The sequence below is a fragment of the Microtetraspora sp. NBRC 13810 genome (assembly GCF_030268685.1).
Lineage (GTDB): Bacteria > Actinomycetota > Actinomycetes > Streptosporangiales > Streptosporangiaceae > BSRQ01.
Genome location: NZ_BSRQ01000001.1, coordinates 653,699 through 678,617 on the forward strand (window position 1 = coordinate 653,699; position 24,919 = coordinate 678,617).

Annotated in this window: 19 protein-coding genes; 6 read left to right on the top strand and 13 right to left on the bottom strand. The window is 72.4% G+C overall.

The window, feature by feature from the left end; all coding sequences use genetic code 11:
- Positions 1–22: 22 nt before the first annotated feature.
- Positions 23–1,141 (top strand): DUF917 domain-containing protein, encoded by a 1,119-nt coding sequence (locus tag QSK26_RS02975; RefSeq protein WP_285773358.1) that lies wholly within the window; start codon positions 23–25, stop codon positions 1,139–1,141.
- Positions 1,138–2,670: a helix-turn-helix domain-containing protein gene (locus tag QSK26_RS02980; RefSeq protein WP_285773359.1), complete on the top strand. Its 1,533-nt coding sequence runs from the start codon at positions 1,138–1,140 to the stop codon at positions 2,668–2,670. The genes QSK26_RS02975 and QSK26_RS02980 overlap by 4 nt, the downstream gene beginning before the upstream one ends.
- Positions 2,671–2,680: 10 nt before the next feature.
- Here the strand turns inward: QSK26_RS02980 and QSK26_RS02985 are convergent, their stop codons facing one another.
- From QSK26_RS02985 to QSK26_RS03010, 6 genes are all read right to left on the bottom strand, one after another.
- Positions 2,681–3,955 (bottom strand): thymidine phosphorylase, encoded by a 1,275-nt coding sequence (locus QSK26_RS02985; protein ID WP_285773360.1) that lies wholly within the window; start codon positions 3,953–3,955, stop codon positions 2,681–2,683.
- A 5-nt stretch (positions 3,956–3,960) separates the two neighbouring features.
- Positions 3,961–4,395 (bottom strand): cytidine deaminase, encoded by a 435-nt coding sequence (locus QSK26_RS02990; RefSeq protein ID WP_285773361.1) that lies wholly within the window; start codon positions 4,393–4,395, stop codon positions 3,961–3,963.
- Between the two features lie 5 nt (positions 4,396–4,400).
- Positions 4,401–5,699, bottom strand: a complete 1,299-nt coding sequence (locus QSK26_RS02995; RefSeq protein WP_285773362.1) for an ABC transporter permease — start codon at positions 5,697–5,699, stop codon at positions 4,401–4,403.
- Entirely contained in the window at positions 5,696–6,835 is a 1,140-nt protein-coding gene (locus QSK26_RS03000) for an ABC transporter permease (RefSeq protein WP_285773363.1), read from the bottom strand. Before QSK26_RS03000 ends, QSK26_RS02995 begins: the two co-directional genes overlap by 4 nt.
- A gap of 43 nt (positions 6,836–6,878) precedes the next feature.
- The gene (locus QSK26_RS03005) at positions 6,879–8,426 is read right to left on the bottom strand and encodes an ABC transporter ATP-binding protein (RefSeq protein ID WP_285773364.1); all 1,548 of its coding nucleotides are present in this window, start codon (positions 8,424–8,426) and stop codon (positions 6,879–6,881) included.
- A gap of 129 nt (positions 8,427–8,555) precedes the next feature.
- Positions 8,556–9,623: a BMP family lipoprotein gene (locus QSK26_RS03010; RefSeq protein ID WP_285773365.1), complete on the bottom strand. Its 1,068-nt coding sequence runs from the start codon at positions 9,621–9,623 to the stop codon at positions 8,556–8,558.
- 397 nt (positions 9,624–10,020) lie between these two features.
- Here QSK26_RS03010 and QSK26_RS03015 point away from each other — a divergent pair, with 397 nt between their 5' ends.
- Positions 10,021–11,946, top strand: a complete 1,926-nt coding sequence (locus tag QSK26_RS03015; protein WP_285773366.1) for a Xaa-Pro dipeptidyl-peptidase — start codon at positions 10,021–10,023, stop codon at positions 11,944–11,946.
- Between the two features lie 7 nt (positions 11,947–11,953).
- On the opposite strand, the gene QSK26_RS03020 is transcribed toward QSK26_RS03015, so the two are convergent.
- Entirely contained in the window at positions 11,954–13,189 is a 1,236-nt protein-coding gene (locus QSK26_RS03020) for an amidohydrolase (RefSeq protein ID WP_285773367.1), read from the bottom strand.
- A gap of 752 nt (positions 13,190–13,941) precedes the next feature.
- Here QSK26_RS03020 and QSK26_RS03025 point away from each other — a divergent pair.
- A complete protein-coding gene (locus QSK26_RS03025; protein WP_285773368.1) occupies positions 13,942–15,273 on the top strand; it encodes a peptide ligase PGM1-related protein in 1,332 nt (443 codons plus the stop codon).
- Between the two features lie 34 nt (positions 15,274–15,307).
- Here QSK26_RS03025 and QSK26_RS03030 read toward each other — a convergent pair whose 3' ends face one another.
- Positions 15,308–15,514 (bottom strand): SCO4848 family membrane protein, encoded by a 207-nt coding sequence (locus tag QSK26_RS03030; protein ID WP_285773369.1) that lies wholly within the window; start codon positions 15,512–15,514, stop codon positions 15,308–15,310.
- Between the two features lie 117 nt (positions 15,515–15,631).
- Here QSK26_RS03030 and QSK26_RS03035 point away from each other — a divergent pair, with 117 nt between their 5' ends.
- A complete protein-coding gene (locus QSK26_RS03035; RefSeq protein WP_285773370.1) occupies positions 15,632–16,987 on the top strand; it encodes a D-alanyl-D-alanine carboxypeptidase family protein in 1,356 nt (451 codons plus the stop codon).
- Between the two features lie 17 nt (positions 16,988–17,004).
- Here the strand turns inward: QSK26_RS03035 and QSK26_RS03040 are convergent, their stop codons facing one another.
- Genes QSK26_RS03040 through QSK26_RS03050 form a run of 3 tightly spaced genes read right to left on the bottom strand, consistent with a single transcriptional unit; the run spans position 17,005 to position 20,403 of the window.
- Positions 17,005–17,961: a YihY/virulence factor BrkB family protein gene (locus QSK26_RS03040; protein ID WP_285773371.1), complete on the bottom strand. Its 957-nt coding sequence runs from the start codon at positions 17,959–17,961 to the stop codon at positions 17,005–17,007.
- Positions 17,962–18,013: 52 nt separating this feature from the next.
- Complete coding sequence (gene trpS / locus QSK26_RS03045; protein ID WP_285773372.1) at positions 18,014–19,018, bottom strand: tryptophan--tRNA ligase; 1,005 nt, start codon at positions 19,016–19,018, stop codon at positions 18,014–18,016.
- Positions 19,019–19,032: 14 nt separating this feature from the next.
- Entirely contained in the window at positions 19,033–20,403 is a 1,371-nt protein-coding gene (locus QSK26_RS03050; RefSeq protein ID WP_285773373.1) for a hemolysin family protein, read from the bottom strand.
- A 148-nt stretch (positions 20,404–20,551) separates the two neighbouring features.
- On the opposite strand from QSK26_RS03050, the gene galE reads away from it, so the two are divergent.
- A complete protein-coding gene (gene galE, locus QSK26_RS03055) occupies positions 20,552–21,514 on the top strand; it encodes a UDP-glucose 4-epimerase GalE (RefSeq protein ID WP_285773537.1) in 963 nt (320 codons plus the stop codon).
- A 70-nt stretch (positions 21,515–21,584) separates the two neighbouring features.
- Here the strand turns inward: galE and QSK26_RS03060 are convergent, their stop codons facing one another.
- Positions 21,585–22,571 carry a malate dehydrogenase gene (locus QSK26_RS03060; RefSeq protein WP_285773374.1) on the bottom strand — a complete coding sequence of 329 codons (987 nt, stop codon included), beginning with the start codon at positions 22,569–22,571 and terminating at the stop codon, positions 21,585–21,587.
- 113 nt (positions 22,572–22,684) lie between these two features.
- The gene (locus tag QSK26_RS03065) at positions 22,685–24,856 is read right to left on the bottom strand and encodes a bifunctional serine/threonine-protein kinase/glutamate ABC transporter substrate-binding protein (protein ID WP_285773375.1); all 2,172 of its coding nucleotides are present in this window, start codon (positions 24,854–24,856) and stop codon (positions 22,685–22,687) included.
- Positions 24,857–24,919: the final 63 nt, after the last annotated feature.

The following is a 24,919-nucleotide window of genomic DNA, read 5'->3' on the forward strand; positions in this document are numbered from 1 at the left end:
CGCATCGGGCAGGCTTGTCCCCATGCGCATCGCGATGCCGGAGGTGGCGGCCCTGGAACGGGGCGTCTCCCTGCTCGGCTCGGGCGGCGGCGGTGACACCATCACCGCCGCCGCCCTGCTGCGCCGGCAACTCGCCGCCGGGCGGGAGATCACCGTCACGTCCTGCGGCGAACTGCCCCCGTCGGCGGGCGTGGCCCCGGTCGGGGTGGTCGGCGCGACCGCGGTGTTCACCGAGAAACTGCCCGGCGGCGGGGAGTTCCGCGCCGCGGTCGCCGCGATGGAACGCTGGACCGGCACGCCGGTGGCCGCCGCCGTGTCCATCGAGATCGGCGGGCTCAACGGGATCATCCCCCTGGTGGCGGCCGCCGACCTGGGCCTGGCCACGGTGGACGCCGACCTGTCCGGGCGCGGCGTGCCCCGGCTGGACCAGCTCTCCGTCGCCGCCGTGGGCAGGGGGCTCACGCCCGCCGTGCTCGCCGAGCCGGGCGGGCAGGTGGTCCTGATCGACGGCGGCTCGGCGGCGGAGGTCGAACGCGCCGCGCGCGTCTTCCTCGCCGGCACGGGCGGCTGGGCGGCGCTCGTGCTGGCCCCCGTCCCCGCCGGCGAGCTGCCCGGCTGCGCGGTGCTCGGCACGCTCGGCGGCGCGCTCTCCCTCGGCCGCCGCGCCCTCGCCGCCGGGGAAAACCCCGACCCCGCCGCCCTGGCCGCGGCCACCGGCGGCCGGGTCCTCGCGCTCGGCCGGGTCGCCGAGGTCTCACGCCGGCTCGGCCCCGCCCGGTACGGCCGCGCCGGCTTCGGCCGGGGCAGCGTGACCGTCGAGGACCACGCCACGAAGGAACTGCTGAGGCTGGAGATGGAGAACGAGTACCTGCTGGCGCTGCGCGACGGGACGCCGGTGGCCTCCACGCCCGACATCCTCGCCGTGCTGGACCGCCGCACCGGGGCGCCGATCCTGTGCGACGTCGTACGGCACGGCGTCGAGGTGGCCGTGCTCCAGCTTCCCGCCGCCCCCTTCTGGACCGACCCGGCCCGGCTCCCCGTGCTCGCCCCCCGCGCCTTCGGCATCGACGCGGACCCCGTCCTCCTCCCCGCAGCCGGCGGGCGCGCGACCGGGCGCCGGCTCCTCCCGGGACCGGCGTGAGCGCGAGCGTGCGCCGGCTGCTCGCGCTCGCCGAATGGGCGGGGGCGGTCCGGGTCGCGGCCGGCGGCCGGGGCCTCGACCGCGAGGTGCGGCGGGTCAGCCCGATCACCGACCCCGGCGCGGAGCACCCCCTGACGGCGGGCGAACTCCTCACCGTGGTCGGCCCGGTGGACCCCGGCGACTGGCGTCTCGACGCCCTGCTGCGCCGTGCCGCCGACGCCGGCGGCGCCGCCGTCCTCTACCGCGAGCGGGGCGGCGAGGACGTGCCGTTGCTGGCCACCCGGATGCTCGCGGACCGGCTCGGCATGCCGCTGCTGGTGACCGGCGCCGGGCCGCTGGACCTGGTGGTGGCGGCCAGGCTGGCGCTGGCGGTGCCCGAGCTGGACGGCGCGGAGCTGGTGATGGCGGCGCACCGGGCGCTCGGGACCCGGCTGCATCCGCCGCAGGAGGTGGCCGCCACGCTGCGCGCGCTGTTCCACGCGCCGGTGGCGGTGCTCGACGAGCGCGGCGAACCGCTGGCGGGCGAACTGGCCGAGCCGTCCCAGGTCCGGGTGGACGGGCCGGTGCCGCAACGCGTCGAACTGGCCGACGGCGTGCTGCTCGCGCACCCGGTGCTGCTGCCGGGCGCGACCCGGCCGGCGTTGTGGCTGGCCACCGAGGTACGCGGCGCCGAGGCCGCCGCCGCCGGCATCCTGCCCCCGGCGCTCGCGGTGGCCGCGGGCGCGGTGCAGCGCTGGCTGCTCGCCCACCGCCTGGAGACCGAACGCGACGCGCGCACCCGTACGGCTTTGCTCGGCGACCTGCTCAGGCTGGACGGCGAGCCCAGCGCGGACCTGCGCCGGCGTGCCGCGGACGCGGGCTGGCCGCTCGGCGGATGGCACGTCGGCATCCGCGTCGGCACCCCGTCCACCCTGGACAACGTCGCCAGAGGGCCCGAGGTGACCCGCGCCCTGCGCGCCGAGGGCATCGAGGCGGTCGTCGTCGAGCACGGCGCCGGCTGGACGGCCTGGACCACCTTCGACCACGAACCGACCGCCACCCGGGTCCGCACCCTGGCCGCGGGACTGCGCGCGGCGCACCGGGAGCTGCAACGGACGATGGGCGCGCACATGGGCGTCGGCAGGCCGCACCCGCTCCCCGACGGCCTGGCCGGCACGATCGCCGAGGCCACCGACGCCGCCCGGCTGGCCGCCACCCGCCCGGAGACCGGCCGCTTCCTGCACGTCGACCAGCTCGGCATGGCCCAGTTGCTGCTGGAGTGGACCCGTACCGACACCTTCGAACCCGCGGCCCGCGCCCTGCTCTCCCCGCTGCACGGCATCCCGGGCGACCTGATCCACACCCTGGCCGCCTACCTGGACGCGGAGTCGTCCCTGGCCGAGACCGCCGCCGTGCTGGGCGTGCACCGCAACACCGTCGCCGCCAGGATCGACCGCGTCGAACACCTGCTGGGCGTCAGCCTCACCCACCGCGACGACCGTCTCGCCCTCCACCTGGCCTGCCGCACGGTGATCCTGGCCGAGGAGTGACCCGAGGGTGTTACGCGGTGATCCGGTCGATGATCAGGGGGAGCCGGTCACCGTCCGCGGCGCCGACGGTGTAGCCGCCCTCCAGCGCCGCGAGGGCGCGCGGGAAGCGGGCCGGGTCGTCGGCGTGCAGGGTCAGCAGCGGCTCGCCCTGCCGTACGGTGTCGCCGGGCTTGGCGTGCAGGGTGACGCCCGCGCCGAAGGACACCGGGTCCTCCTTGCGCTCGCGGCCGGCGCCCAGCCGCCAGGCGGCCACGCCCACGGCGTGCGCGTCCAGGCGGGAGAGCACGCCGGAGGCCGGGGCGGTGACGACCTCGGACTCGGCGGCCCTGGGCAGCGGCGCGTCCGGGTCGCCGCCCTGGGCGGAGATCATGCGGCGCCAGGCGTCCATCGCGGAGCCGTCCTTCAGCGCCTGCGCCGGGTCCCTGCCCTCCACGCCGGCCGCTTCGAGCATCTCGCGGGCCAGCCGTACGGTGAGCTCGACGACGTCGGCGGGGCCGCCCCCGGCGAGGACCTCGACCGACTCGGCGACCTCCAGCGCGTTGCCCACGGCGAGGCCGAGCGGCCGGTCCATCGCGGTGAGCAGGGCCACGGTGCGCACGCCCGCGTCGGTGCCCAGCTCGACCATGGTCGTGGCCAGCTCCCTCGCCCGGTCCTCGGTCTTCATGAACGCGCCCGAGCCGACCTTGACGTCCAGGACGAGCGACCCCGTCCCCTCGGCGATCTTCTTCGACATGATGGACGAGGCGATCAGCGGGATCGACTCGACCGTGCCGGTGACGTCGCGCAGCGCGTAGAGCTTCTTGTCGGCGGGGGCCAGCCCGCCGCCCGCCGCGCAGACGACCGCGCCGGCCGCGCGCAGCACGCCGAGCATCTCGTCGTCGGACAGCGACGCCCGCCAGCCCGGGATGGACTCCAGCTTGTCCAGGGTGCCGCCGGTGTGGCCGAGGCCGCGCCCGGACAACTGCGGCACGTAGGCGCCGCAGGCGGCCACCAGCGGGGCGAGCGGCAAGGTGATCTTGTCGCCGACGCCGCCGGTGGAGTGCTTGTCGGCGGTGGGCCGGTCCAGCGCCGACCAGTCCATCCGCTCGCCGGAGTCGATCATGGCCTGGGTCCAGTCGGCGATCTCCCGCCGGTTCATCCCGTTGAGCAGGATGGCCATCGCCAGCGCGGACATCTGCTCGTCGGCGACCGCGCCCCGGGTGTAGGCGTCCACCACCCAGCCGATCTCCTCGGCGGACAGCTCCCCGCCGTCGCGCTTGGCCAGGATCACATCGATGACGTTCACGCCGGTCAGGCTCCTCGGCTCAGGTCGTCGGGGCCGAACGCGTACGGCAGGATGTCCGCCATCCGCTTCGGCCCGTCCACGGTCTCCACCAGCAACTCCGGGCCGCCGTGCTCGAACAGCAACTGGCGGCAGCGCCCGCACGGCATGAGCAGCTCCTCGTGCCCGTCCACGCAGGTGAAGGCCACCAGCCGGCCGCCTCCGGTGGCGTGCAACGTGGACACGAGACCGCACTCGGCGCACAGCCCGATGCCGTAGGAGGCGTTCTCCACGTTGCAGCCGGAGATGATCCGGCCGTCGTCCACCAGGGCCGCGGCCCCGACCGGGAACTTCGAGTAGGGCGCGTAGGCCCGCGTCATCGCCTCGGCGGCGGCACGATGCAACGCCTCCCAGTCGATGTCCACGTTGTGCTCGGCGCCCTCGGCCGGCCTGGAATCAGTCATGTCGGTCAATGTTGCTCTCCTCGACGGTAGCGGACGCCGTCGGCCTTGGGCATCCGCAGCCGCTGCGACGCCACCGACAGCACCAGCAGCGTGAGCACGTGCGGGGTGATGAAGACGAACTCGCCGGGCAGCGCGTCCACGGTGAGCCAGAGCCAGAACAGCACGACGGCGCCCAGCGCGGCCACCGCGACGACGGTGTACCCGCAGACGGAGCCGCCGGCCACCGGGGCGGTCAGCCGGCGCCGGACCTGGATGATCGCGTAGGCGAGCAGCAGCAGGGCGCCGAAGAGGAACAGCCCGGTCACCGCCTGGGAGCTGCGCAGTTGCAGGCCGTCGGCGTAGCCGAAGAGCGCGGCGCCCGCGGCCAGCCCGCCGGGCCGCCAGTTGCCGAAGATCATCGCGGCGAGGCCGATGAAGCCGCGGCCGGAGGTCTGGCCCTCGACGTACTTCGTCGTCACGAAGACCAGGAACACGCCGCCCAGCCCGGCGAACGCGCCGGAGATCACGGTGGCGACGTACTTCGTCCGGTAGACGTTCACGCCCAGCGACTCGGCGGCCCACGGGTTCTCCCCGCAGGAGCGCAGCCGCAGGCCGAAGGCGGTGTGCCAGAGCACGTAGTAGGACACCGGGATCAGCGCGACGGCCAGGATGACCAGCACGTTGATGTTCCAGGTGAGACCGCGCAGGATGCCGGCCACGTCGGAGAGCAGGAACCAGTGGGTGCGTTCCAGGTCGCCGAGCCAGTCCGGGCCTGACGACAGGAGCGGCAGGCTGACCTGCGGCGCCTGCCAGGCCAGGGTGGGCGAGGCGGTGATGCCGCCGCCGGCGTCCGCGGCGTGGGTGCCCTCGGCGTAGAGCACCTCGGACAGGAACCGGGTGATGCCGGGGCCGAGCAGGTTGATCGCCACGCCGCTGATGATGTGGTCGACGCCGAAGGACACCGTGGCGACGGCGTGCACCAGGCCGCCCAGCGCGCCGCCCAGCAGACCGGCGATCAGCGCGGCGGCGGCCCCCCACTGGTAGCCCGCCCACCCGGCGAACCAGGTGCCGAGCACCATCATGCCTTCGAGGCCGATGTTCACCACGCCCGCGCGCTCGGCCCACAGGCCGCCGAGGCCCGCGAGGCCGATCGGCACGGCGAGGCCGAGCGCGGCGGCGAAGGTGCCCGAGGAGGTGAGGTCGGCGTTGCCGGACACCATCCTGACCAGCGAGAGCAGCAGGACGAGCAGCGCCGCGCCGATGAGCGCCAGATGGTAGTGGCGCACCCGGCGCGCGGCGGCGGCGGTCGCGGTCGCGGCGCTCATGCGTTCACTCCGGCGGGAGCCGGGGCGGCGGCGCCGGCCGCGGCCCGCCGTTCCTCCTGGCGGAGCGCGATCCGCCGGGTGACCTCGCCGGCGATGACGACCATGAGCACGATCGCTCCCTGGATGATGGAGACCACGGACGGCGGGATGTCGGCGAACTGCAACGGCGTGGCGGCCCGGTCGAGGAAGGCGAACAGCAGCGCGGCCAGCGCGATGCCGAGCGGCTTGTTACGGCCGAGCAGCGCGACCGCGATGCCCAGGAAGCCGAGTTGCGGGGTGAAGCCGGTCCCGTAGCTGTAGGTGCGGCCAAGGATCTCCGGCAGGCCGATCAGCCCGGCGACCGCGCCGGACAGCACCATGGCGGAGATGACCATCTGCCGCGGGTTCACCCCGGAGGCCAGCGCGGCGGGGCCGTTCAGCCCGCTCGCCCTGATCTCGAAGCCGAACCTCGTGCGTTCGAGCAGCACCCAGATGACCACCCCGACCAGCACCGCGACCAGCAGGAACCCCCACAGTCCTGTGCCGCGCGGGGCGGGCAGCCCGAACATCTGGAACAGGAAGTTGGCGTTGGGGAACTGCCCGGAGGGGGGCAGCGGCGGGGTCGAGGTGGTCAGCCCCTCCTCCTGCCCGCCGGCGAAGGGCCCGCGGACCAGGTAGGCGGCCATGCTGAGGGCGATGAAGTTCAGCATGATCGTGGAGATGACCTCGTTCACCCCCCGGTAGACCTTGAGCATCGCGGGCACCAGCGCGTACAGGCCGCCGGTGACCATCGCCACGAGGATGATCACCGTGAGGTGGATCGGCGCGGGCAGCGCGAGCTGGCCGCCGACGAAGGCGGCGACGATCGCGGCGATGCGGTACTGCCCCTCGACCCCGATGTTGAAGAGGTTCATCCGAAACCCGATCGCCACCGCCAGGCCGGCGATGAACAGCGGGGTCGCCCGGTTGAGCATCTGCGTCACGGCGTTGACCACGGCGACGGTGGTCTCGCCGAAGTCGAACATCGCCTGGAGGGCGGTGACCGGACTGCCGCCCGCGATGACGATGGCGGCGCTGGAGACCACGAAGGCCAGCAGCACGGCGACCACCGCGCCGGCCAGGGTGAGCGCCGCACGTTGCAGCGCCGCGCTCCTCACGGCCGGCCTTTCACGGGATGCGTACGGAGTCCTCCGGCCGTTGTCATGGCTGGTCCTTCGCGATGGCGCCGGTCATGTAGCCGCCGAGCTGCTCGGGGGTGACCTGGCTCGGATCGAGGTCGGCCACGAAGCGGCCGCGGTAGATGACGTAGAGGGTGTCGGACAAGCCGATCAGCTCGTCCAGGTCGGCGGAGACGAGCAGGACGGCGAGCCCGGCCGCGCGGGCGTCGCGCAGGTGGCCCCAGATGGCGGACTGGGCGCCCACGTCCACCCCCCGGGTGGGATGGGCCGCGATCAGCACCTTCGGGTCGCCGCTCATCTCCCTGCCGACGATGAGCTTCTGCTGGTTGCCGCCGGACAGCGCGAGGGCCAGGGTGTCCACGCTCGGGGTGCGCACGTCGTACTCGGCGACGATGCGCTCGGTGTCCTTGCGGGAGGCGGCGCGGTCGATCCACGGGCCCCTGCGGGCCGGGGGTCTGGTCTGGTGGCCGAGCACCCGGTTCTCCCACAGCGGGGCCTCCAGCAGCAGCCCCTCGCGGTGGCGGTCCTCGGGGACGTAGGCGATGCCCGCCTCCCTGCGCCGCCGGGTGGACCAGGTGGAGACGTCCTCCTCGGCGAGGGTGATCCGGCCGGCGGCCAGCGGGCGCAGGCCCATGATGGCCGCGATCAGCTCGGTCTGGCCGTTGCCCTCGACCCCGGCCACCCCGACGACCTCGCCCGCGCGGACCGGGAAGGTCACCTCCGACAGCACGGTCCGGTCGCCGCCGGTGACGGTCACCCCGTGCAGGCCGAGGACGACGCGGTCGGTGACGGTGGACTCGCGGGTCTGCGGGGTGGGCAGTTCGCTACCGACCATCAGCTCGGCGAGCCGCCGGGCCGTCACGTCGCCGGGCAGCACGCTGGCCACCGTGGTGCCGCGCCGGATCACGGTGATCGCGTCGGCGATGTGCAGCACCTCGTCCAGTTTGTGCGAGATGAAGATGACCGTGAGCCCGCCCGCCTTGAGCTCGCGCAGGTTGGCGAACAGCTCCTGGACCTCCTGCGGCACCAGGACCGCGGTGGGCTCGTCCAGGATGAGGATCCGCGCGCCCCGGTAGAGCACCTTGAGGATCTCGACCCGCTGCCGGTCGCCCACGCCGAGGTCCTCGACCAGCCGGTCCGGATCGACCCGCAGGCCGTGCGCCTCGGCCAGTTCGGCGAGCCTGGCCCGCGCGGTGGCGAGGTCCAGCCGGCCGGCCTTCTTCGGCTCGGCGCCGAGGACGACGTTCTCCAGCACGGTCAGGTTGTCGGCCAGCATGAAGTGCTGGTGCACCATGCCGATGCCGGCCCGGATGGCGTCGCCGGGGGTGCGGAAGACGACCTCTTCGCCGTTGACCCTGATCCGGCCCTCGTCCGGGCGCTGCATGCCGTAGAGGATCTTCATGAGGGTGGACTTGCCCGCGCCGTTCTCGCCCACGATGGCGTGCACGGTGCCGGGTTCGACGGTGATCCGGACATCGTGGTTCGCGACGACGCCGGGGAAGCGCTTCGTGATGCCCTCAAGCTCCACAGCGGATCGCGCCGGTTTGAGGGTCTCCGAGCTCGTCGACATGCGTTCTCCTGAAAGTCCCGGGGGCGGGACGGGAGTCGAGTGGCTGGGCGGGGACAAGCGGGAGCCCGGGGGGCGGGTGGAGCCGCTCCCCGGGCCCTGGTGTTCACCGCACGGTCACGCGGGATGAGGTCACGGCGTTTCCGGGACGGTGATCTCGCCGCTGATGATCTTCTGCTTGGCCTCGTCGATCTGAGCCTGGACGTCGGAGAGGTGGTCCCCGGTGGTGCTCAGGCCGACGCCGTCGACCTTGAGGTCGTAGGCGACGGTCTGGCCGCCCTTCGCGCCGCCCTTGTTGGCCTTGATGAACTCGAAGACGCCGTTGTCGACCCGCTTGAGCATCGACGTCAGGATGATCTTCTGGAGCTCGGGCTCCTTGACGGTCTGCGCCTGGTCGGAGTCGACGCCGATGGCCCACTTGTCGGCGCCGGCCGCGGCCGCCGCCTGGAAGACGCCCTGGCCGGAGTCGCCGGAGGCGTGGTAGACGATGTCCGCGCCCGCCTGGTACATCTTCTCGGCCGCGATCTTGCCCTTGTCCGGGGCCTTGAAGGCGGCGAAGTCGCCGTCCGCGCCCAGGTAGGAAATGTCGATCTTGATGTCCGGCTTGGTGGCCTTCGCGCCGGCGACGTAGCCCGCCTCGAACTTCTGGATCAGCTTGCTCTCCGGGCCGCCGACGAAGCCGATGTGGTTCGTCTTCGTCTTCGCCGCGGCCGCGACGCCGGCAAGGTAGGACCCCTGCTGCTCGGCGAAGGTCAGGCCGGTCACGTTGGGCCCGACGGAGCCCGCGTCGACGATGGCGAACTGCACGTCCGGGTACTCGGCGGCGACCGTCTTGAGCTCGGGCTCGTAGGCGAAGCCCACGGCGATGATCGGGTTGTAGCCGGCGTCGGCGAGCTGCTGAAGCATCGCGCCCCGGTTGGAGCCGTCGCCCGCCGGGCTCAGCTCCCTGATGTCGGCGCCCAGCTCGGTCTTGGCCCGCTCCAGGCCCGCGTAGGCGGAGTCGTTGAACGACTTGTCGCCCCGGCCGCCGACGTCGAAGGCGAGGCCGACCTTCAGGCCCGAGCCCGCGCCCGCGTCGGAGGCGCCCGGACTCGCGCTTGTCGCCCCGGTGTCGCCCCCGCCGCCACAGGCGGTGACGGCCATGAGCATGGCACCGGCCAGCGTGGTTACGGCCAGCCTGCCGAATCTCTTGCGGAGCAAGGTGACTCCTCCCAGTTCCCCGCCATACTGCTTCCGTCGCGCGCGATGCTGACCGCGCAGCGACCCTGCACGGAAGATAGTTGTTTGACCAGGGAAAACGAAAGCCGGGAAGAGGTCCGCAACTGCTCTGTTACCGACCTCAAGCACGTCTGTGACCAGACCGAAGCCGGACCAACCATCACGAGCCGGTACTTTCACCCCTGGCCCAGCCCGCCCCGCAAAGCCGACATATCGCCCAAGCCAGCGCCGAAACCCATCCTGGCCCCGTCCGCAACCGAGGGCTCGGGCACAAGCTTGATCGAAAGATGGGTTTCTGTCGAGATCTTGCGTCAGAAGGTTTCCTGACGGACATTGCTCGCAGTCGTGGAGATTGCCCACACGTGTCACTGGAGACCCCATGCGCACCTGGAAGGCCGCCGCCGTCCCGCTAGCCGTGCTTCTCGCGATCACGGGCACGGCCATGCCGGCCTCGGCGGAACCCCCGCCGGCGTCGAGCGTGGCCGCGCACGCGACGCAACCCGTCTTCTCCCGGGCGGACGCGATCGTCGAGACCGTCTACGTCGAGGTCGCCGGGGTGGACAGCGACTTCGACCGCAGGCCGGACCGCGTCGCCGTCGACATCATGCGCCCCAGGGAGACCGAGCGCGGCCTGAAGGTGCCGGTCATCATGGAGGCCAGCCCGTACTACGCGGGCGGCAACGACGTGCAGAACCACGACGTGGACATCGAGCCGGACGAGGAGGGCCGCTCCGGCAGCCGCACCGCGCGGAACAAGCTGGCCGACCTGATGGAGGCCGGCGTCACCACCAAGTCGGAGATCGCCAGGGCCGAGGCCGGGCCGTTCGACAGCTACTACGACAACTACTTCGTGCCGCGCGGCTACGCGGTCGCCCTGGTGGAGAACCTCGGCAGCGGCCGGGCGACCGGCTGCCCGACCACCGGCGACCGCAACGAGACGCTCGGCCCGAAGGCGGCCATCGACTGGCTGAACGGCCGCGCCCGCGGCTTCGACGCCGACGGCAACCGGGTGCGCGCCGACTGGACCACCGGCAAGGTCGGGATGATCGGCGTCTCCTACAACGGGACCCTGCCGAACGCCGTCGCGGCCACCGGCGTCGACGGGCTGAAGACGATCGTGCCGATCGCCGCGATCTCCTCCTGGTACGACTACTACCGCGCGAACGGCGGCGTGCTCGCCCCCGGCGGCTTCCAGGGCGAGGACGCCGACGTGCTGGCGAAGTACGTGCTCACCCGGGCCGACGGCCAGGCCGTATGCGGCGGGCTGATCGACCGGATCGGGCAGGACCAGGACCGGCTCACCGGCGACTACAGCGACTTCTGGGACGACCGCAACTACCTCAACGACGTGCGCAGGGTCAAGGCCAGCGTCTTCCTGGTGCACGGTCTCAACGACTGGAACGTGAAGACCAAGCAGGCCGCCCAGTGGTGGGACGCCCTCGCCGAGCAGGGCACCCCGCGCAAGATCTGGCTGCACCAGGGCGCGCACACCAGCCCGTTCAACGTGCGCACCGCCGAGTGGCTGCGTCAGTTGCACGGCTGGTTCGACTACTGGCTCTACGGCATCCAGAACGGGATCATGCGTGAGCCGCAGGCCGACGTGGAGTTCGCCCCCGGCCAGTGGGGCCGGCACGCCTCCTGGCCGCTGCCGCGCACCCGTGACGTCTCGACGCCGCTGGACTCCCTCGGGTCGCGCGGGGCGCGGTCGGCCCACGACGTCGACTCGTTCGTGGACCAGCGGACCCGCCGGGCCGAGGAACTGGCCGCCGAGCCGGAGACGGCCGACGCCAACCGGCTGGCCTACCTGTCCCCGGTGCTCAAGGACGACCTGCGGATCTCCGGCACGCCGACGATCAAGGTGCGGGCCTCGCTGGAGGGCGGTCGCTCGCCGTACCTCACCGCGCTGCTCGTGGACTACGGCTCCGACACCCGGGCGACCGGCGCGCTGCGCAGCACCGGCGAGGAGCTCTGCTACGGGCAGGGCGTGCCCGGGGACACCGGCTGCACGATCCTGCGCCAGCACGTCACCGAGACCGCCCCGTTCAAGATCGTGACCAGGGGCTGGCTGGACACCCGCAACCGGAACGCGGCGGACCGCACCGAGCCGCTCAGGCCCGGCAGGGCGTACGACTTCCGGTGGGACTTCCAGGCCCAGGACTACGTGTTCAAGGCCGGGCACCGGCTCGGAGTGGTGCTGATCTCCACCGACTACGACTACACGCTCCGCTACCCGGCCGGCACCGTGGTCAAGGTGCAGCCGGAGCGGAGCGTGCTGAGCCTGCCCGTCGCCGAGGGCAGGCTCTGACGCCCGATCAGGTGAGGGCCTCCGCCACGTGCTCCCCGGCGCTGACGCGGTGGCCCTCCCACAGGGCGGTCAGGGCGGTGGCCGCCATGAACCGCACGCCCATGCCGATGCAGGACTCGTCCACGTCGAAGGTGCCCTGGTGGATGTCCACCAGGGACGTCGAACCCGGCTTGCGCACGCCCAGCCGGGCCATCGCGCCGGGGATGGACTCGAGGTACCACCCGAAGTCCTCGCCGCCGAGGCTCTGCTCGGTGGGGATGGCCGAGCCCTCGCCCAGCACCCGCTCGGCCGCCTCGCGCAGCATCTGCACGCTCGACTCGTCGTTGATGGTGGGCGGGACGCCCCTGGTGTAGTCCATCTCGGTCTCGACGCCGTAGGCGCCGGCGACCGACTCCAGCAGGGACTTGATCAGGTCGGGGGCGCCGTGCCAGGCCGTCTCGTCGAGGCAGCGCACGGTGCCCTGGGCGATGCCGTCGTCGGGGATCGCGTTGGCCACCGACCCGGCCTCGACCCGGCCCCAGACCAGGCTCAGCGACGAGCGCGGGTCCACCCGGCGGGACAGCGCCGCGGGCAGCTCGGTGAGGATCTTGGCCAGCGCGAAGACGAGGTCCACGGTGAGGTGCGGGCGGGCCGTGTGCCCGCCGGGACCGGCCACCCTGATCGTCACCTTGTCGCAGGCGGAGGTGATCGGGCCGGCCCGCAGGCCGACCTGGCCCACGTCCACCTTCGGGTCGCAGTGCACGGCGAAGATCCGGTCGACGCCGGTGATGCCGCCGCCCGCCATCACCTCGAGCGCGCCGCCCGGCAGCTCCTCGGCGGGCTGGAAGATCAGCCGCACCCGGCCGGGCAGCAGCCCGGCGGCGGCCTGCCTGGCCAGGAAGAGCCCGGTGCCGAGCACGATGGCGGTGTGCACGTCGTGGCCGCAGGCGTGGCAGCAGCCGGGCACCGTGGAGCGGTAGGGCACGTCCTTCTCGTCGGCCAGCGCGAGCGCGTCGATGTCCGCGCGGAGCGCCACCGTGGGCCCGTCGCCGCTGCCGACGTCGCAGATCAGCCCGGTGCCCTTGGGGAGCACGGCGGGCACCAGCCCGGCCTCGCTGAGGCGGGCGGCGATGCGCTGCGTCGTACGGTATTCGGCGAACGCGAGTTCCGGGTGCATGTGCAGGTCACGCCGGAAGTCGACCAGCCCGGGCTCGACTTCGGCGAGGTAGGCGTCGAGCTCCCCCCGCAGTTCACGTGCCCGCATCAGTCACCGTCCCATCTGCCGTCGCGCCCAGTACGCCTCCTGGGAGGCCGCGAGCCGTGCCTCCCCCGCCTGGCCGGGTGAACCGGCCGGTGGATGGTCGCGTCCTGGCCACGATCATCGATATGTCAAGCTCCGCTCTCCGCTCGCCGAATGCGGCGGCCCCGGATCGCGGTGCCTCTAGAAAGCGAGCGCCCCGCCGGAGGGCCGTGGTTCGCGGGCCGTCCCGGCGCGGGCTGCAGGTCGCCGGGCGTCCCATGCGCGACAGGTAGGCCCGCGCGGACGTTGGCGATGTATTCGACTGTATCTCTCCCCTGGACCCGGGCGGTGACATCCCCTGCAATTGTTCAACGTGGGGACGCCCGCCACACAGCCCCCGAATACCACCAGGGCCACAGGAAACGCACCCGGGGCCACCGGGAAGGGCTAGGGATGACCTCCCCGTGAATGACCGGAGAACCACCCGTACGTGTCAGGACCGTATAGTCAGTACGGGTGTCCGTTTATAGCCCCACCCGACTCCGTCCCTGCTCAGACCCTGGGGGCGCCGAACGACCCAAACCACGGCCTTAAACCCGCCGAACCCTGCCAATTGCCTGACCATGAGTGCTAGTCATCGCACCTTGTCGCCTCATGCTTGTGAGAAGAATGCATGGTTCACTCCCTGTATGATCACTAATATCCCCTTCGCGGAGAAATACTCAAAATTGAGCATCTTCGAACCCAGCGAAGGGACCTTGGTGATCGTCCCCTCGTTGTCCCTGCCCCAGGATGAGCTGCGCCGGATCACCGCCGTCCAGGCGTACGAGGAACGGCTGCTCTTCCTGCTGCTCACGCTGCGCTCGCCCGGCGTGCGGGTGATCTACGTGTCCTCCGTGCCGGTGGACCCCGCGATCGTGGACTACTACCTCGGCTTCCTGGAGGACCCCGCCGGCGCCCGCGGGCGGCTGCACATGGTCAGCACGGACACCCCCGGCGCGCAGCCGCTGATCCGCTCGGTGCTGAACCGGTCGCGCGTGCTCGACCGGCTGCGCGGCCTGGTCGGCGGCGGTGAGGACGCCTGGCTGCTGCCCTTCGTCGTCGGCGAGGACGAGCACCGGCTCGCCGAGGCGCTGTCCGTCCCGATCTACGGGCCGTCCCGGGAGCTCGCCGACCTCGGCTCCAAGACCGGCTCCCGGCGGGTGGGCGAGGAGGCCGGGGTGCCGATGGCCCGCGGCTTCGCCGACCTGCGCTCGCTGCCAGAGATCGAGCACGCGGCGCGCGCGCTCAACCCCGGCCGGCGGGTCATCGTCAAGCTCAACGACGGCTACTCCGGGCTCGGCAACGCCGTCGTCGAGACGGCCGGCGGGCGCGCGCTCGCCGACTCGCCCACGAGCTTCTCCGCGCACGGCGAGACCTGGGACACCTTCGCGGACAAGATCTGCGAGCGCGGCGCGGTGATCGAGGAGTTCATCGAGGACCGGCCGCTCTACTTCCCGAGCGCGCTGGCCAGGATCACCCCCGGCGGCCACTTCGACGTGGTGGCCACGCACGACCAGGTGCTGGGCGGGGCCAACGCCGACGTCTTCCAGGGCTGCACGTTCCCGGCGCGGGCGCGGTACCGCCGCCAGGTGAGCGAGTGCGCCGAGCGGATCAGCCGGGTGCTGGCCGAGCGCGGCGTCATCGGCATGTTCGGGATGGACTTCTTCGCGCTGAAGACCGACGCCGGCTACCGCGCGCTGCTGTGCGAGATCAACCTGCGCATCGGCGGGACCACACATCCCTTCGGCGCCGCCCTGCTCACCACCGGCGCGTCCTACGACCCGGTCGGCGGCACACTGGTGGCGGACGGCCGGCCGAAGCACTACGCGGCGACGGACAACTGCGCCTCCTCCCTGCTGCGCGGCCGTAGCCCGGGCGAGGTGGTGCGCATGGTTGAGCAGCTCGGACTCGGCTTCGACCGCGACCGGCGCACCGGCAACGTGCTGCACCTGCTCGGGGCCGTGACGGAGTACGGCAAGGTGGGCTTCACCAGCATCGCGGACAGCACCAAGGAGGCCGCTGAGCTGCACGTACGGACCCTGCGGGCACTCGGCGCGGGGCGTTGACCCGGGGTGCCGTCCCAGCCCCTCCTGGGCTGTCTCAGGCCGCCGCGCCCCGCCACCCGCGCCAGCCGATCACGGCCAGTGCCAGGGCCAGCAGGATGTTGACCGCGATCAGGATGCCGTGCACGACGTAGAACGACGTCTCGTGGCCGTCCGCGAGATTGAATCCAAGATTGATCCACTCGAAGACCATGAAAGCGGCAAGTGCGAGGAGAAATCCGGCGATCCTTCGTGACATTTGCATGCGCCCAGTATCAAGCCCTCGGCGGGTCGGGTGTCCGCGGCACCCCGGGAGGAAACTGACCGCACATGCGATCCGGCTCGAAGCTAACCTGAGTCCGTTATGCGGACAAACCACCTGATGCCGCGCACGGCGCTGCTCACCATGGCGGTGCTGGCCACGGCCGCCCTCGCCCAGCCCCCGGCGCGGGCGACCGCCGTGCCGGAGGGCACGCCCCCCGCCCGCGCCGCGGCCCTGGCGCCACAGGTTCCTTCACCGCCGCCCGACGCACCGCTCCCGACCGAGCCACCGTCCGACGCGCCGCCTGCGGTGCAGCCGCCCCCCGACGCGCCGCCTGCGGTGCAACCGCCGTCGCAGGCGCCCACCGGGGCGCCGTCGGGTGATCCGCTTCCCGGCGCGCAGCCCGCCGACCGCCCCCCGGCGCGGGGCGCGGCCGTGCCGATCGGCGGCGCGCTGCTCGGCGCCCGCGGCATCGTCGCCCCCGAGGGGATCAAGGCGCCGCCCAAGACCGGCGCCAAGGCTTACGTGGTCGCGGACGCCGAGACCGGCCAGGTGCTCGCCGCCAAGGACCCGCACGGGCACTACCTGCCAGCGAGCACCCTCAAGACCCTGACCGCGCTCACCCTCATCCCCAAGCTGGACAAGGACGAGAAGGTACGGCCGAGCCGCAACGCCGCCAACCAGGAGGGCAGCGCGGTGGGCATCTCGGTGAAGGGCACCTACCGGGTCGAGGACCTGTTCCGCGCCCTGATGATGTCCTCGGGCAACGACGCGGCCATGGCGCTCGCCGAGGCCAACGGCAGCCTGGCCCAGACCATGAAGGACATGAACGCCGAGGCCAAACGGCTCCAGGCGCTCGACACGGTGGCCAGGACGCCCAGCGGCCTGGACCTGCCGGGCCAGCGGAGTTCGGCCTACGACCTGGCGCTGATCGCCCGAGCCGGACTCGCCAACGCCGACTTCCGGCGATATGTCAGCATGAAGTCCGCAAAATTCCCCGCGCCCAAGGGCTACTACGAGATCAGCAACCACAACAAGCTGCTGTTCCGCTACAAGGGCATGATCGGGGTCAAGAACGGCTGGACCTCCAAGGCCATGGGCAGCTTCGTCGGCGCGGCCAAGCGCGACGGGCACACGATCATCGTGGCGATCATGCGGCACGACGGCTACTTCTGGGACGAGGTCGCCGACCTGCTCGACTGGGGGTTCGCCGCGCGCGGCCGGGCCACCCCGGTCGGGCAACTGGTCGATCCGCTGCCCGACCCGGCCGTCCAGGCCACCGCCCCGGTCGGCAAGGTGCAGTCGAGCCCGCCGCCCGCCGCCGTCTCCGCACCCGGCGCCGGCGCCGGGCCCGCGAGCACCGAGCACCCGGCCACCCGGATGGCCGCCCCCCTGGTCATCGGCGCGGCCGTGCTCGCCGGCCTCGCCTGGCTCGGGTACGGCATGCGCCGCCGCAGGCGGGCCGGGTCACGGTGACCCCATGAAGGTGCGCCTCACGGCACGGGGGTGACGCCGCCGTCCGAGGAGGGGACGGGGGACGGTTCCGGCGGCGGGCCGAGGTTCGCCGTGGCCGTCCAGGCCGCCGCGTAGAGCGTGAGCCTGGTGGCCAGGTTGATCCAGATCAGCAGCCCGGCGATGACGGTGAAGGTGCCGTAGATCGGGTTGCCCAGCACGTGCGAGAGCAGCAGCGCGGCCAGTTGCTTGAGCAGCCCGAAGCCGACCGCCGCGATGAGCGCGCCCTTCAGCACGGTGCCGAACGCCTGGGCCGCCCTGCCCAGCCAGCCCAGGATGATGAGGAAGACCAGGGTGTCGGCGCACACGCTCACGGTGATGCCGGCCAGCCAGACCAGGCTCTCCCCCAGCCCAGAGGCGGACAGGCCGAGCCACCCGGCGACCGTGCCGGTGGCGCCGGTGGCGAAGCCGCTCACGGCCACGGACACCACGAGGGTCAGCCCGATCAGCACCAGCGCCACCAGGTCGCGCAGCTTGCCGAGGAAGTAGTTGAGCGCCGGCTCGGTGGTCATCCAGATGGCCCGCAGCGCGCCGCGCAGCGCCTCCACGGCGCCGAGGCCGGCGTACAGCAGGCCGAGCAGGCCGACGAGCCCGGCGCCGGTCCTGGACTCGGCGATCAGCCGCAGGTTGAGCCGCTCGGCCAGGCCGGGCAACTGCTCGTCGATCGCCCTCGCCAGCGTCTCCAGCGCGTCCGGCCGCATGCTGACCACGTAGCCGAACAACGCGAACGCCAGGGCGACGATCGGGAAGAACGACAGGAAGGCGAAGTAGGTCACCGCGCCGGCCAGCCGGTCGCCGGACTGCACGTGGTACCGGTGCACGGTCAGCATGAGGTGGTCGAACCACGCCCACCTGACCCGGGCGCGTTCGAGGACGCCGTGACCCCGCTCCCGGAGCCGAGCCATCCGCTCCTGAACCCGCCTGACCAGACCGCCCACGGCAGGCTCCTACCCGAGATCGCCGCCGCCTCCCGGCCCGGGGGCCGGAGGATCAGAGGCGGGGCAGGAAGCCGACCCGGTCGCGGACCTTGGCCATGGTCTCGGCGGCCACGGCGCCGGCGCGCTCGGCGCCGATCGCGAGCATGCGGTCCAGCTCGTGCTCGTCGGCGAGCAGCTTCTCGGCGCGCTCCCTGATCGGGGTGAAGACCTCGATGACGGCCTCGGCGACGTCCTTCTTGAAGGTGCCGTAGCCCTGCCCCGCGTAACGCGCCTCAAGGTCGGGGATCGGGGTGCCGGTCAGGGCCGACTGGATGCGCAGCAGGTTGGTGACGCCGGGCTTGTTCTCGTCGTCGGCGAGGACGTCGGAGCCGGTGTCGGTGACCGCGCGCATGACCTTCTTACGCAGCGCGCCGGGCTGCTCCAGCAGGTCGAGGATGCCCTGCGGGCTGGAGGACGACTTGGACATCTTGGCCGTCGGCTCCTGGAGGTCGGTGATCTTCTCGACCTCCTTGAGGATGCTCGGCGACGGCAGCGTGAAGGTGTCGCCGAACCGGTGGTTGAACCGCTGGGCCAGGTCGCGGGTGAGCTCCAGGTGCTGCTTCTGGTCGGCGCCGACCGGGACCTGGTCGGCGTGGTAGAGCAGGATGTCGGCCGCCTGCAGGATCGGGTAGGTGAACAGCCCGACGCTCGCCGCGCCCTCGCCGTACTTCGCCGACTTGTCCTTGAACTGCGTCATCCTGCCCGCCTCGCCCATGCCGGTGAGGCAGATGAGCACCCAGGCCAGCTCGGTGTGCTCGCGCACGTGGCTCTGCACGAAGACGGTGCAGCGCTCGGGGTCCAGGCCGGCCGCGAAGAGCTGGGCGGCGGCCACCCGGGTGCGCCGGCGCAGCTCCTGCGGGTCGGGCTGGACGGTGATCGCGTGCAGGTCCACCACGCAGTAGAAGGCGTCGTGCGTCTCCTGCATCGCGACCCACTGACGGACCGCACCGAGGTAGTTGCCCAGGTGGAAGGAGTCTGCCGTGGGCTGGATGCCGGAGAGAACGCGAGGACGGGCCATAGCTCCAGATTGTGTCAGGAATCCTTGTCGTCTTGCGACTCGACGGGCCCCTCCGGCCCCTCCGAGTCGGATTCCGGCCCCGTCCGCTCCGGCGTGGCGGGCGGGCCGCCGTGCTCGATGCGGACCCGGGCGACACGCCGTCCGTCCATCTCGGTCACGGTGAGCTCGAAGCCCGGGATCTCCACCTTGTCGTCGAGCGCGGGGAGGCGGCCGAGCGCGGCCATGACGAAGCCGCCGAGCGTCTCGTAGGGCCCGTCGGGCAGCCGGATGCCGGTCTGCTCGGCCACGTCGTCCAGGTTGGCCAGGCCGTCGATCTCGATCTGGCCGGCGGGCAGCCGTACGGCCTGCGCGTCCTCCAGGTCGTACTCGTCCCTGATGTCGCCGATGAGTTCCTCGACGAGGTCCTCCAGGGTGACGATGCCCGCCGTGCCGCCGTACTCGTCCACCACGAGCGCCAGATGGTGTCCCTCGTCGCGCATCTCGGACAGGGTGGGCAGCACCCGCTTGCTGGCCGGGACCAGCTTGACCGGGCGGATCCTGACCAGCTCGCTGATCGGCTCGACCCGGCCGGTGAGCACCGGGTCGAGCAGGTCGCGCACGTGCACGAAGCCGATGACGTTGTCGTAGGAGTCGCGGAAGACCGGGAAGCGCGAGTGGGGCATGGTCGCGGCGAGCACGGCCGCCTCGGCGAGCGTCGTGTCGGCGGACATGAACTCCACCTCGGTGCGCGGCAGCATCACCTCGCGGAGCTGCCGCTTGCCCGCCGAGAAGACCTCGTTGATCAGCCGCCGCTCGTCGTCGGCCAGCTCGTGGTGGCCCACGACGATGTCGCGCAGCTCTTCGGTGCTCATCTCCTCGCGGTCGGCCTGCGGGTTGCCGCCGAGCAGCCGGACCACCAGGTCGGTGGACTTCGACAGTCCCCAGATGACCGGGCGGGAGAGCCGGGCCATGCCGTCCAGCAGGGGGGCGACGAGCAGCGACAGGCCCTCCGCGCGCTGGCGGGCGAGCCGCTTGGGCGCGAGCTCGCCGAGCACCAGCGAGAAGTAGGAGATCACCAGGGTGACGAGGACCAGCGCGGCCGGGGTCGCGACCCCGGCGGGCAGCCCCCAGCCGAGCAGGGCGGGCACCAGCTCGGAGGCGAGGGTGTCCGCGCCGAACGCGGCGGACAGCATCGTGGCGACGGTGACGCCGATCTGGACCGAGGAGAGGAAGCGGTTCGGATCGCGGGCCAGCCGGGCCACCCGGGCGCCTCTGCGGCCACGCCTGCTGAGGCTGCGGACCTGGCCTTCCCGCAGAGAGACCATCGCCATCTCGGCCGCCGCGAAGAACCCTCCGATCAGGATGAAGATGAGGACCAGGGCGATATTGGCGAGCACATAGTTCACGCGATTACCCGTTTCCGCACGGGCCGATATTGATTTGCCAGCGTACCCGTCCTCTTTACGGCGTGCGGGTCCGGGAACGCGTATGCTGGGCCCGCTGGCCTTACAAATTCCAACATAATCCAACATGGACGAACACGGGAGTGGCATCGTGAAACTGCTGGTCACCGGAGGCGCCGGCTATATCGGAAGCGTCGTCGCGGCACAGCTCGTCGAGGCCGGCCACGAGGTCGTGGTGCTCGACGACCTGTCCACCGGTCACGAGGACGCGGTGCCCGCCGGCGCGACGTTCGTCCGCGCCCCCGTCACCGACGCGGCCGGCGTGCTCGGCGGCGGCGGCTTCGACGGCGTGCTGCACTTCGCCGCCAAGTCGCTGGTCGGCGAGTCCATGGCCCGGCCCGGCCTTTACTGGGACGCCAACCTCGGCGGCACCCTCGCGCTGCTGGAGGCCATGCGGGTCGCCGGCGTGCGCCGGATCGTGTTCTCCTCCACCGCGGCCGTGTACGGCGAGCCGGAGCGCACGCCCATCCTGGAGACCGACCCGACCCTGCCGACCAACCCCTACGGCGCCTCCAAGCTGGCCGTGGACACGACGCTCACCGCGTTCGCCCGGATGCACGGCCTGGGTGCGACCAGCCTGCGCTACTTCAACGTGGCGGGCGCCTACGCCGCCGCCGACGGCCGCGTCTACCGCGAGCGGCACACCGTCGAGACGCACCTGATCCCCAACGTCCTGGCCGTCGCCCGCGGCGGCGGGAAGCCGGTCAGCGTCTTCGGCACCGACTACCCCACGTCCGACGGCACCTGCGTGCGCGACTACGTCCACGTCGCCGACCTGGCCCGCGCCCACCAGCTCGCGCTGGCCGGCTGCGCCGAGGGCACGCACAGGATCTACAACCTGGGCAGCGGCACCGGGTTCACCGTGCAGGAGGTCATCTCGGTCTGCCGCGAGGTCACCGGGCACGACATCCCCGTCGTGACGGACGCCAGGCGGCCGGGCGACCCCGCCGTCCTCGTCGCCTCCTCCGAGCTCATCCAGAAGGAGCTGGCCTGGAAGCCGGACCGCGCCTCCCTGCGCGAGATGGTCGCGGACGCCTGGGCAGCGCTCGGCTGACCGGTCCCCGCCATGCGCGAAGGCCCCGGGCGGCGTGCCCGGGGCCTCGTTCACGTCACACTCCGCGGGCTCAGAGCAGGCCCAGGCCGCGGACGGCCTCGCGCTCCTCGGCCAGCTCCTGCACCGAGGCGTCGATGCGCCCACGGGAGAAGGCGTCGATGTCCAGGCCCTGGACGATCTCCCACGCGCCGCCCCGGGAGACCACGGGGAAGGAGGAGATCAGGCCCTCCGGCACGCCGTAGGAGCCGTCGGAGGGGATGGCCGCGGAGGTCCAGTCGCCCTCGGCGGTGCCGTTCACCCAGTCGCGGACGTGGTCGATCGCGGCGTTGGCGGCCGACGCCGCGCTGGACGCGCCGCGCGCCTCGATGATCGCCGCGCCGCGCTTGGCCACGGTCGGGATGAACGTGTCGCGCAGCCAGCCCTCGTCCACCTGCTCGGCGGCGACCTTGCCGCCGACCTCGGCGTGGAACAGGTCGGGGTACTGGGTCGCCGAGTGGTTGCCCCAGATCGTCATCTTCCTGATCTCGCTGACCGGGACCCGGAGCTTCGTCGCGAGCTGGGACAGCGCGCGGTTGTGGTCGAGCCTGGTCATCGCGTTGAACCGGTCGGCGGGCACGTCGGGGGCGTGCTTCTGGGCGATCAGCGCGTTGGTGTTCGCCGGGTTGCCGACCACCAGGACGCGGATGTCGCCGGCCGCGTGGTCGTTGATGGCCTTGCCTTGCGGGCCGAAGATGCCGCCGTTGGCCTCCAGCAGGTCGCCGCGCTCCATGCCCGCCGTACGCGGGCGGGCGCCGACCAGCAGCGCCACGTTGGTGCCGTCGAAGGCCGTGGTGAGGTCATCGGTGATCTCGATGCCCCGCAGCAGGGGGAACGCGCAGTCGTCGAGCTCCATCGCGGTGCCCTCGGCCGCCTTCACCGCCTGCGGGATCTCCAGCAGGCTCAGCCTCACCGGCACGTCCGCGCCGAGCAGCTGGCCCGAGGCGATACGGAAGAGCAGCGCATAGCCGATCTGGCCTGCTGCGCCGGTGACGGTGACCTTGACGGGAGTGTCAGGCATTGCCTTCCCCCAACTCGCGGATGATTTCGTGAACGGGTGGGATGCTACCCGCACGGGTGCCGGGACACGTCACCGCCCGGCCGTCCGCGCGGTGAACGGCCCGCCCGCGACGCTCACCCGCACGGGGCGAGCGCCGGCATGGCCAGCTCGGGCGCGAACTCCACGTTGGAGAAGTGCTTGCCGAGCAGCCTTCTGATCACGCCGTTCTCGTAGAGCGCGGTGATCGCGGCCCGTACGGCGCGGCAGCCGCCCTCGTCGCCCGGCTTCAGCGCCACCGCGTAACGCTCGTCGGTGAGCTTCAGCCCGAGCACCTTGAACCGGACGCTCTCCCGGTTGGCGAACCCGGCCAGCACGAGGTCGTCGCCGGGGACCGCGTCGACGGTGCCCGCGGTCAGCATGTTCACGCACTCGGTGTAGGTGTCGGCCGGCACGAGTTCGAGCCGCTCGACCCTGCGCTGCACCACGCCCACCGAGACGCTCGCCGCCGGCTGGCAGAGCCGCCTGCCCTCCAGGCCGGCCAGCGTCTGGATCGACGACCCGTCCTTGACCAGCACGTCCACGTGCGCCAGGTAGTACGGGCCGGCGAACACGACGTCGTCGGCGTCGTTGACCGGGTAGGTGGCGATCACCATGTCCACCTTGCCGTCCGCCAGCAGGCCGGGCCGCTCCGCGCGGCTCGTCTCGCGGAACGTGATGCCCTCGGCCGGCACGTCCAGCGCCTTGGCGATCTCGGTGGCGAGGTCCACCTCGAAGCCGGTCCAGCTTCCGTTCTGGGTGGACTGGAGGGAGATGCCGGGCAGGAAGTTGCGCAGGCCGACGGTCAGCGTCTTCGTCGCCGCCGCCTTGTCCACCACCGAGGCGAAGGAGCGGGGTTCCCCTCCCCCGGTGCTCGCCGACGCCTGCAGAAACGGCGGCCGCCAGCCCGCGGCGTACGCGACGCCCGCGCCGCCGGCGAGCAGCACCACGATGGCCAGCAGGACGGCCCACACCTTCTTCCCGGTCTTCCGGCGCGCCGGCTCGGCGGACACCAGTGTGGACGGCTCCCCGCCGCGGCCTCCCGGGGGCGGCGTCTGCCAGCTCGGCGGCGGGATGAGCGCGGGCGTCGGCGATTCGGCGGCGAAGTCCCTGCCGGGCGCCGGGCGGGCCCAGGGGTCCTGCTGCGGCACCGGCCGGGAGTGCTGGTCGTGCCGGGGTTGCTGCTGCTGGTGTGGCGGCTGGGGCTGTCGGCGGGGTTGCTGGTGACCGGGCTGCGACTCCTGCGGCTTCTGCGGCTTCTGCGGCTGCTGGGGTGCCGGGAACGGCTGCGGGGGCGGCTCGAAGCCGGTGGCGGTGCCGGGGGCGGGGCGGGCGGGCGGCGGCGCGCCCGACCGGCCGGTGGAGGTGGGCATCCTGGCCTGCCGGGTGGTGTCCCCGTCGTCGGCCGGGGTGGCGATCTGGACGCCCTGGGTGAGCACGTCGGGCGACGCGCCCGCGCTGTCGGGCCGGCCGAGCAGGCGCAGCAGGATCTGGTCGGCCGAGGGTCGGCTCGCCGCCGGCTTCAACAGCGACGAGCGCACCACACTGCGCAGCGGCTCGTGCAGCATGCTGAGGTCGACCTCGTGGTTGAGGATCCGGTTGAGCACCGCCGCGATCGAGCCGCCGTCGAAGATGGTGACGCCGGTCGCCGCGAAGGTGATCGTCGCGCCCCAGGCGAAGATGTCGGTGTGCGGGCCCACGTCGTCGCCGGCGATCTGCTCCGGGGCCATGTAGGCCGGGGTGCCGATCGCCCGGCTGGTGATCGTGCCCGTCGAGTCGAGGATGCGGGCGATGCCGAAGTCGACCACCCGCGGGCCGTCCACGGCCATGAGCACGTTGTCCGGCTTGAAGTCGCGGTGCACGATCGACGCTCGGTGGATGGCGGTGAGCGCGGTGGCGGTGCCGATGGCCAGCCGGTCCAGCGCCACGCCGCGCAGCGGGCCGTCGTCGTCCACGACGTCGCGCAGCGAGCGGCCCTGGATGAACTCGCTGGCGATGTAGGGGGTGTCCCCTTCGAGGTCGGCGTCGATGACGCGGGCCGTACAGAAGGACGCGACCCGCTGGGCGGCGCGCAGCTCGCGGGCGAAGCGGGAGCGGGCGGTCGTGTCACCGCTGAACTTCACGTGCAGGAGCTTGACCGCCGCCTGCTCGCCGGACTCGCTGACCCCCAGGTAGACGACTCCCTGGCCGCCCTCGCCGAGCCGTCCGGACAGGCGGAAGCCCCCCAGCCGGGTGGGATCCCCCGCCACGAGCGGCGCGATCTGCGGCATGCGCTTTCCCTAACAAGGTCGCGTGGATTCCGACCAGGCAAACTTTACGGCCCCATCACCGTT

Bases quoted from the DNA above. Each gene is read 5' to 3' on its own strand.
- QSK26_RS02975 (WP_285773358.1), top strand. From the start codon at position 23: ATGCGCATCGCGATGCCGGAGGTGGCGGCCCTGGAACGGGGCGTCTCC.
- QSK26_RS02990 (WP_285773361.1), bottom strand. From the start codon at position 4,395: ATGACTGATTCCAGGCCGGCCGAGGGCGCCGAGCACAACGTGGACATC.
- QSK26_RS02995 (WP_285773362.1), bottom strand. From the start codon at position 5,699: ATGAGCGCCGCGACCGCGACCGCCGCCGCCGCGCGCCGGGTGCGCCAC.
- QSK26_RS03005 (WP_285773364.1), bottom strand. From the start codon at position 8,426: ATGTCGACGAGCTCGGAGACCCTCAAACCGGCGCGATCCGCTGTGGAG.
- QSK26_RS03015 (WP_285773366.1), top strand. From the start codon at position 10,021: ATGCGCACCTGGAAGGCCGCCGCCGTCCCGCTAGCCGTGCTTCTCGCG.
- QSK26_RS03020 (WP_285773367.1), bottom strand. From the start codon at position 13,189: ATGCGGGCACGTGAACTGCGGGGGGAGCTCGACGCCTACCTCGCCGAA.
- QSK26_RS03030 (WP_285773369.1), bottom strand. From the start codon at position 15,514: ATGCAAATGTCACGAAGGATCGCCGGATTTCTCCTCGCACTTGCCGCT.
- QSK26_RS03035 (WP_285773370.1), top strand. From the start codon at position 15,632: ATGCCGCGCACGGCGCTGCTCACCATGGCGGTGCTGGCCACGGCCGCC.
- trpS (WP_285773372.1), bottom strand. From the start codon at position 19,018: ATGGCCCGTCCTCGCGTTCTCTCCGGCATCCAGCCCACGGCAGACTCC.
- QSK26_RS03060 (WP_285773374.1), bottom strand. From the start codon at position 22,571: ATGCCTGACACTCCCGTCAAGGTCACCGTCACCGGCGCAGCAGGCCAG.
- QSK26_RS03065 (WP_285773375.1), bottom strand. From the start codon at position 24,856: ATGCCGCAGATCGCGCCGCTCGTGGCGGGGGATCCCACCCGGCTGGGG.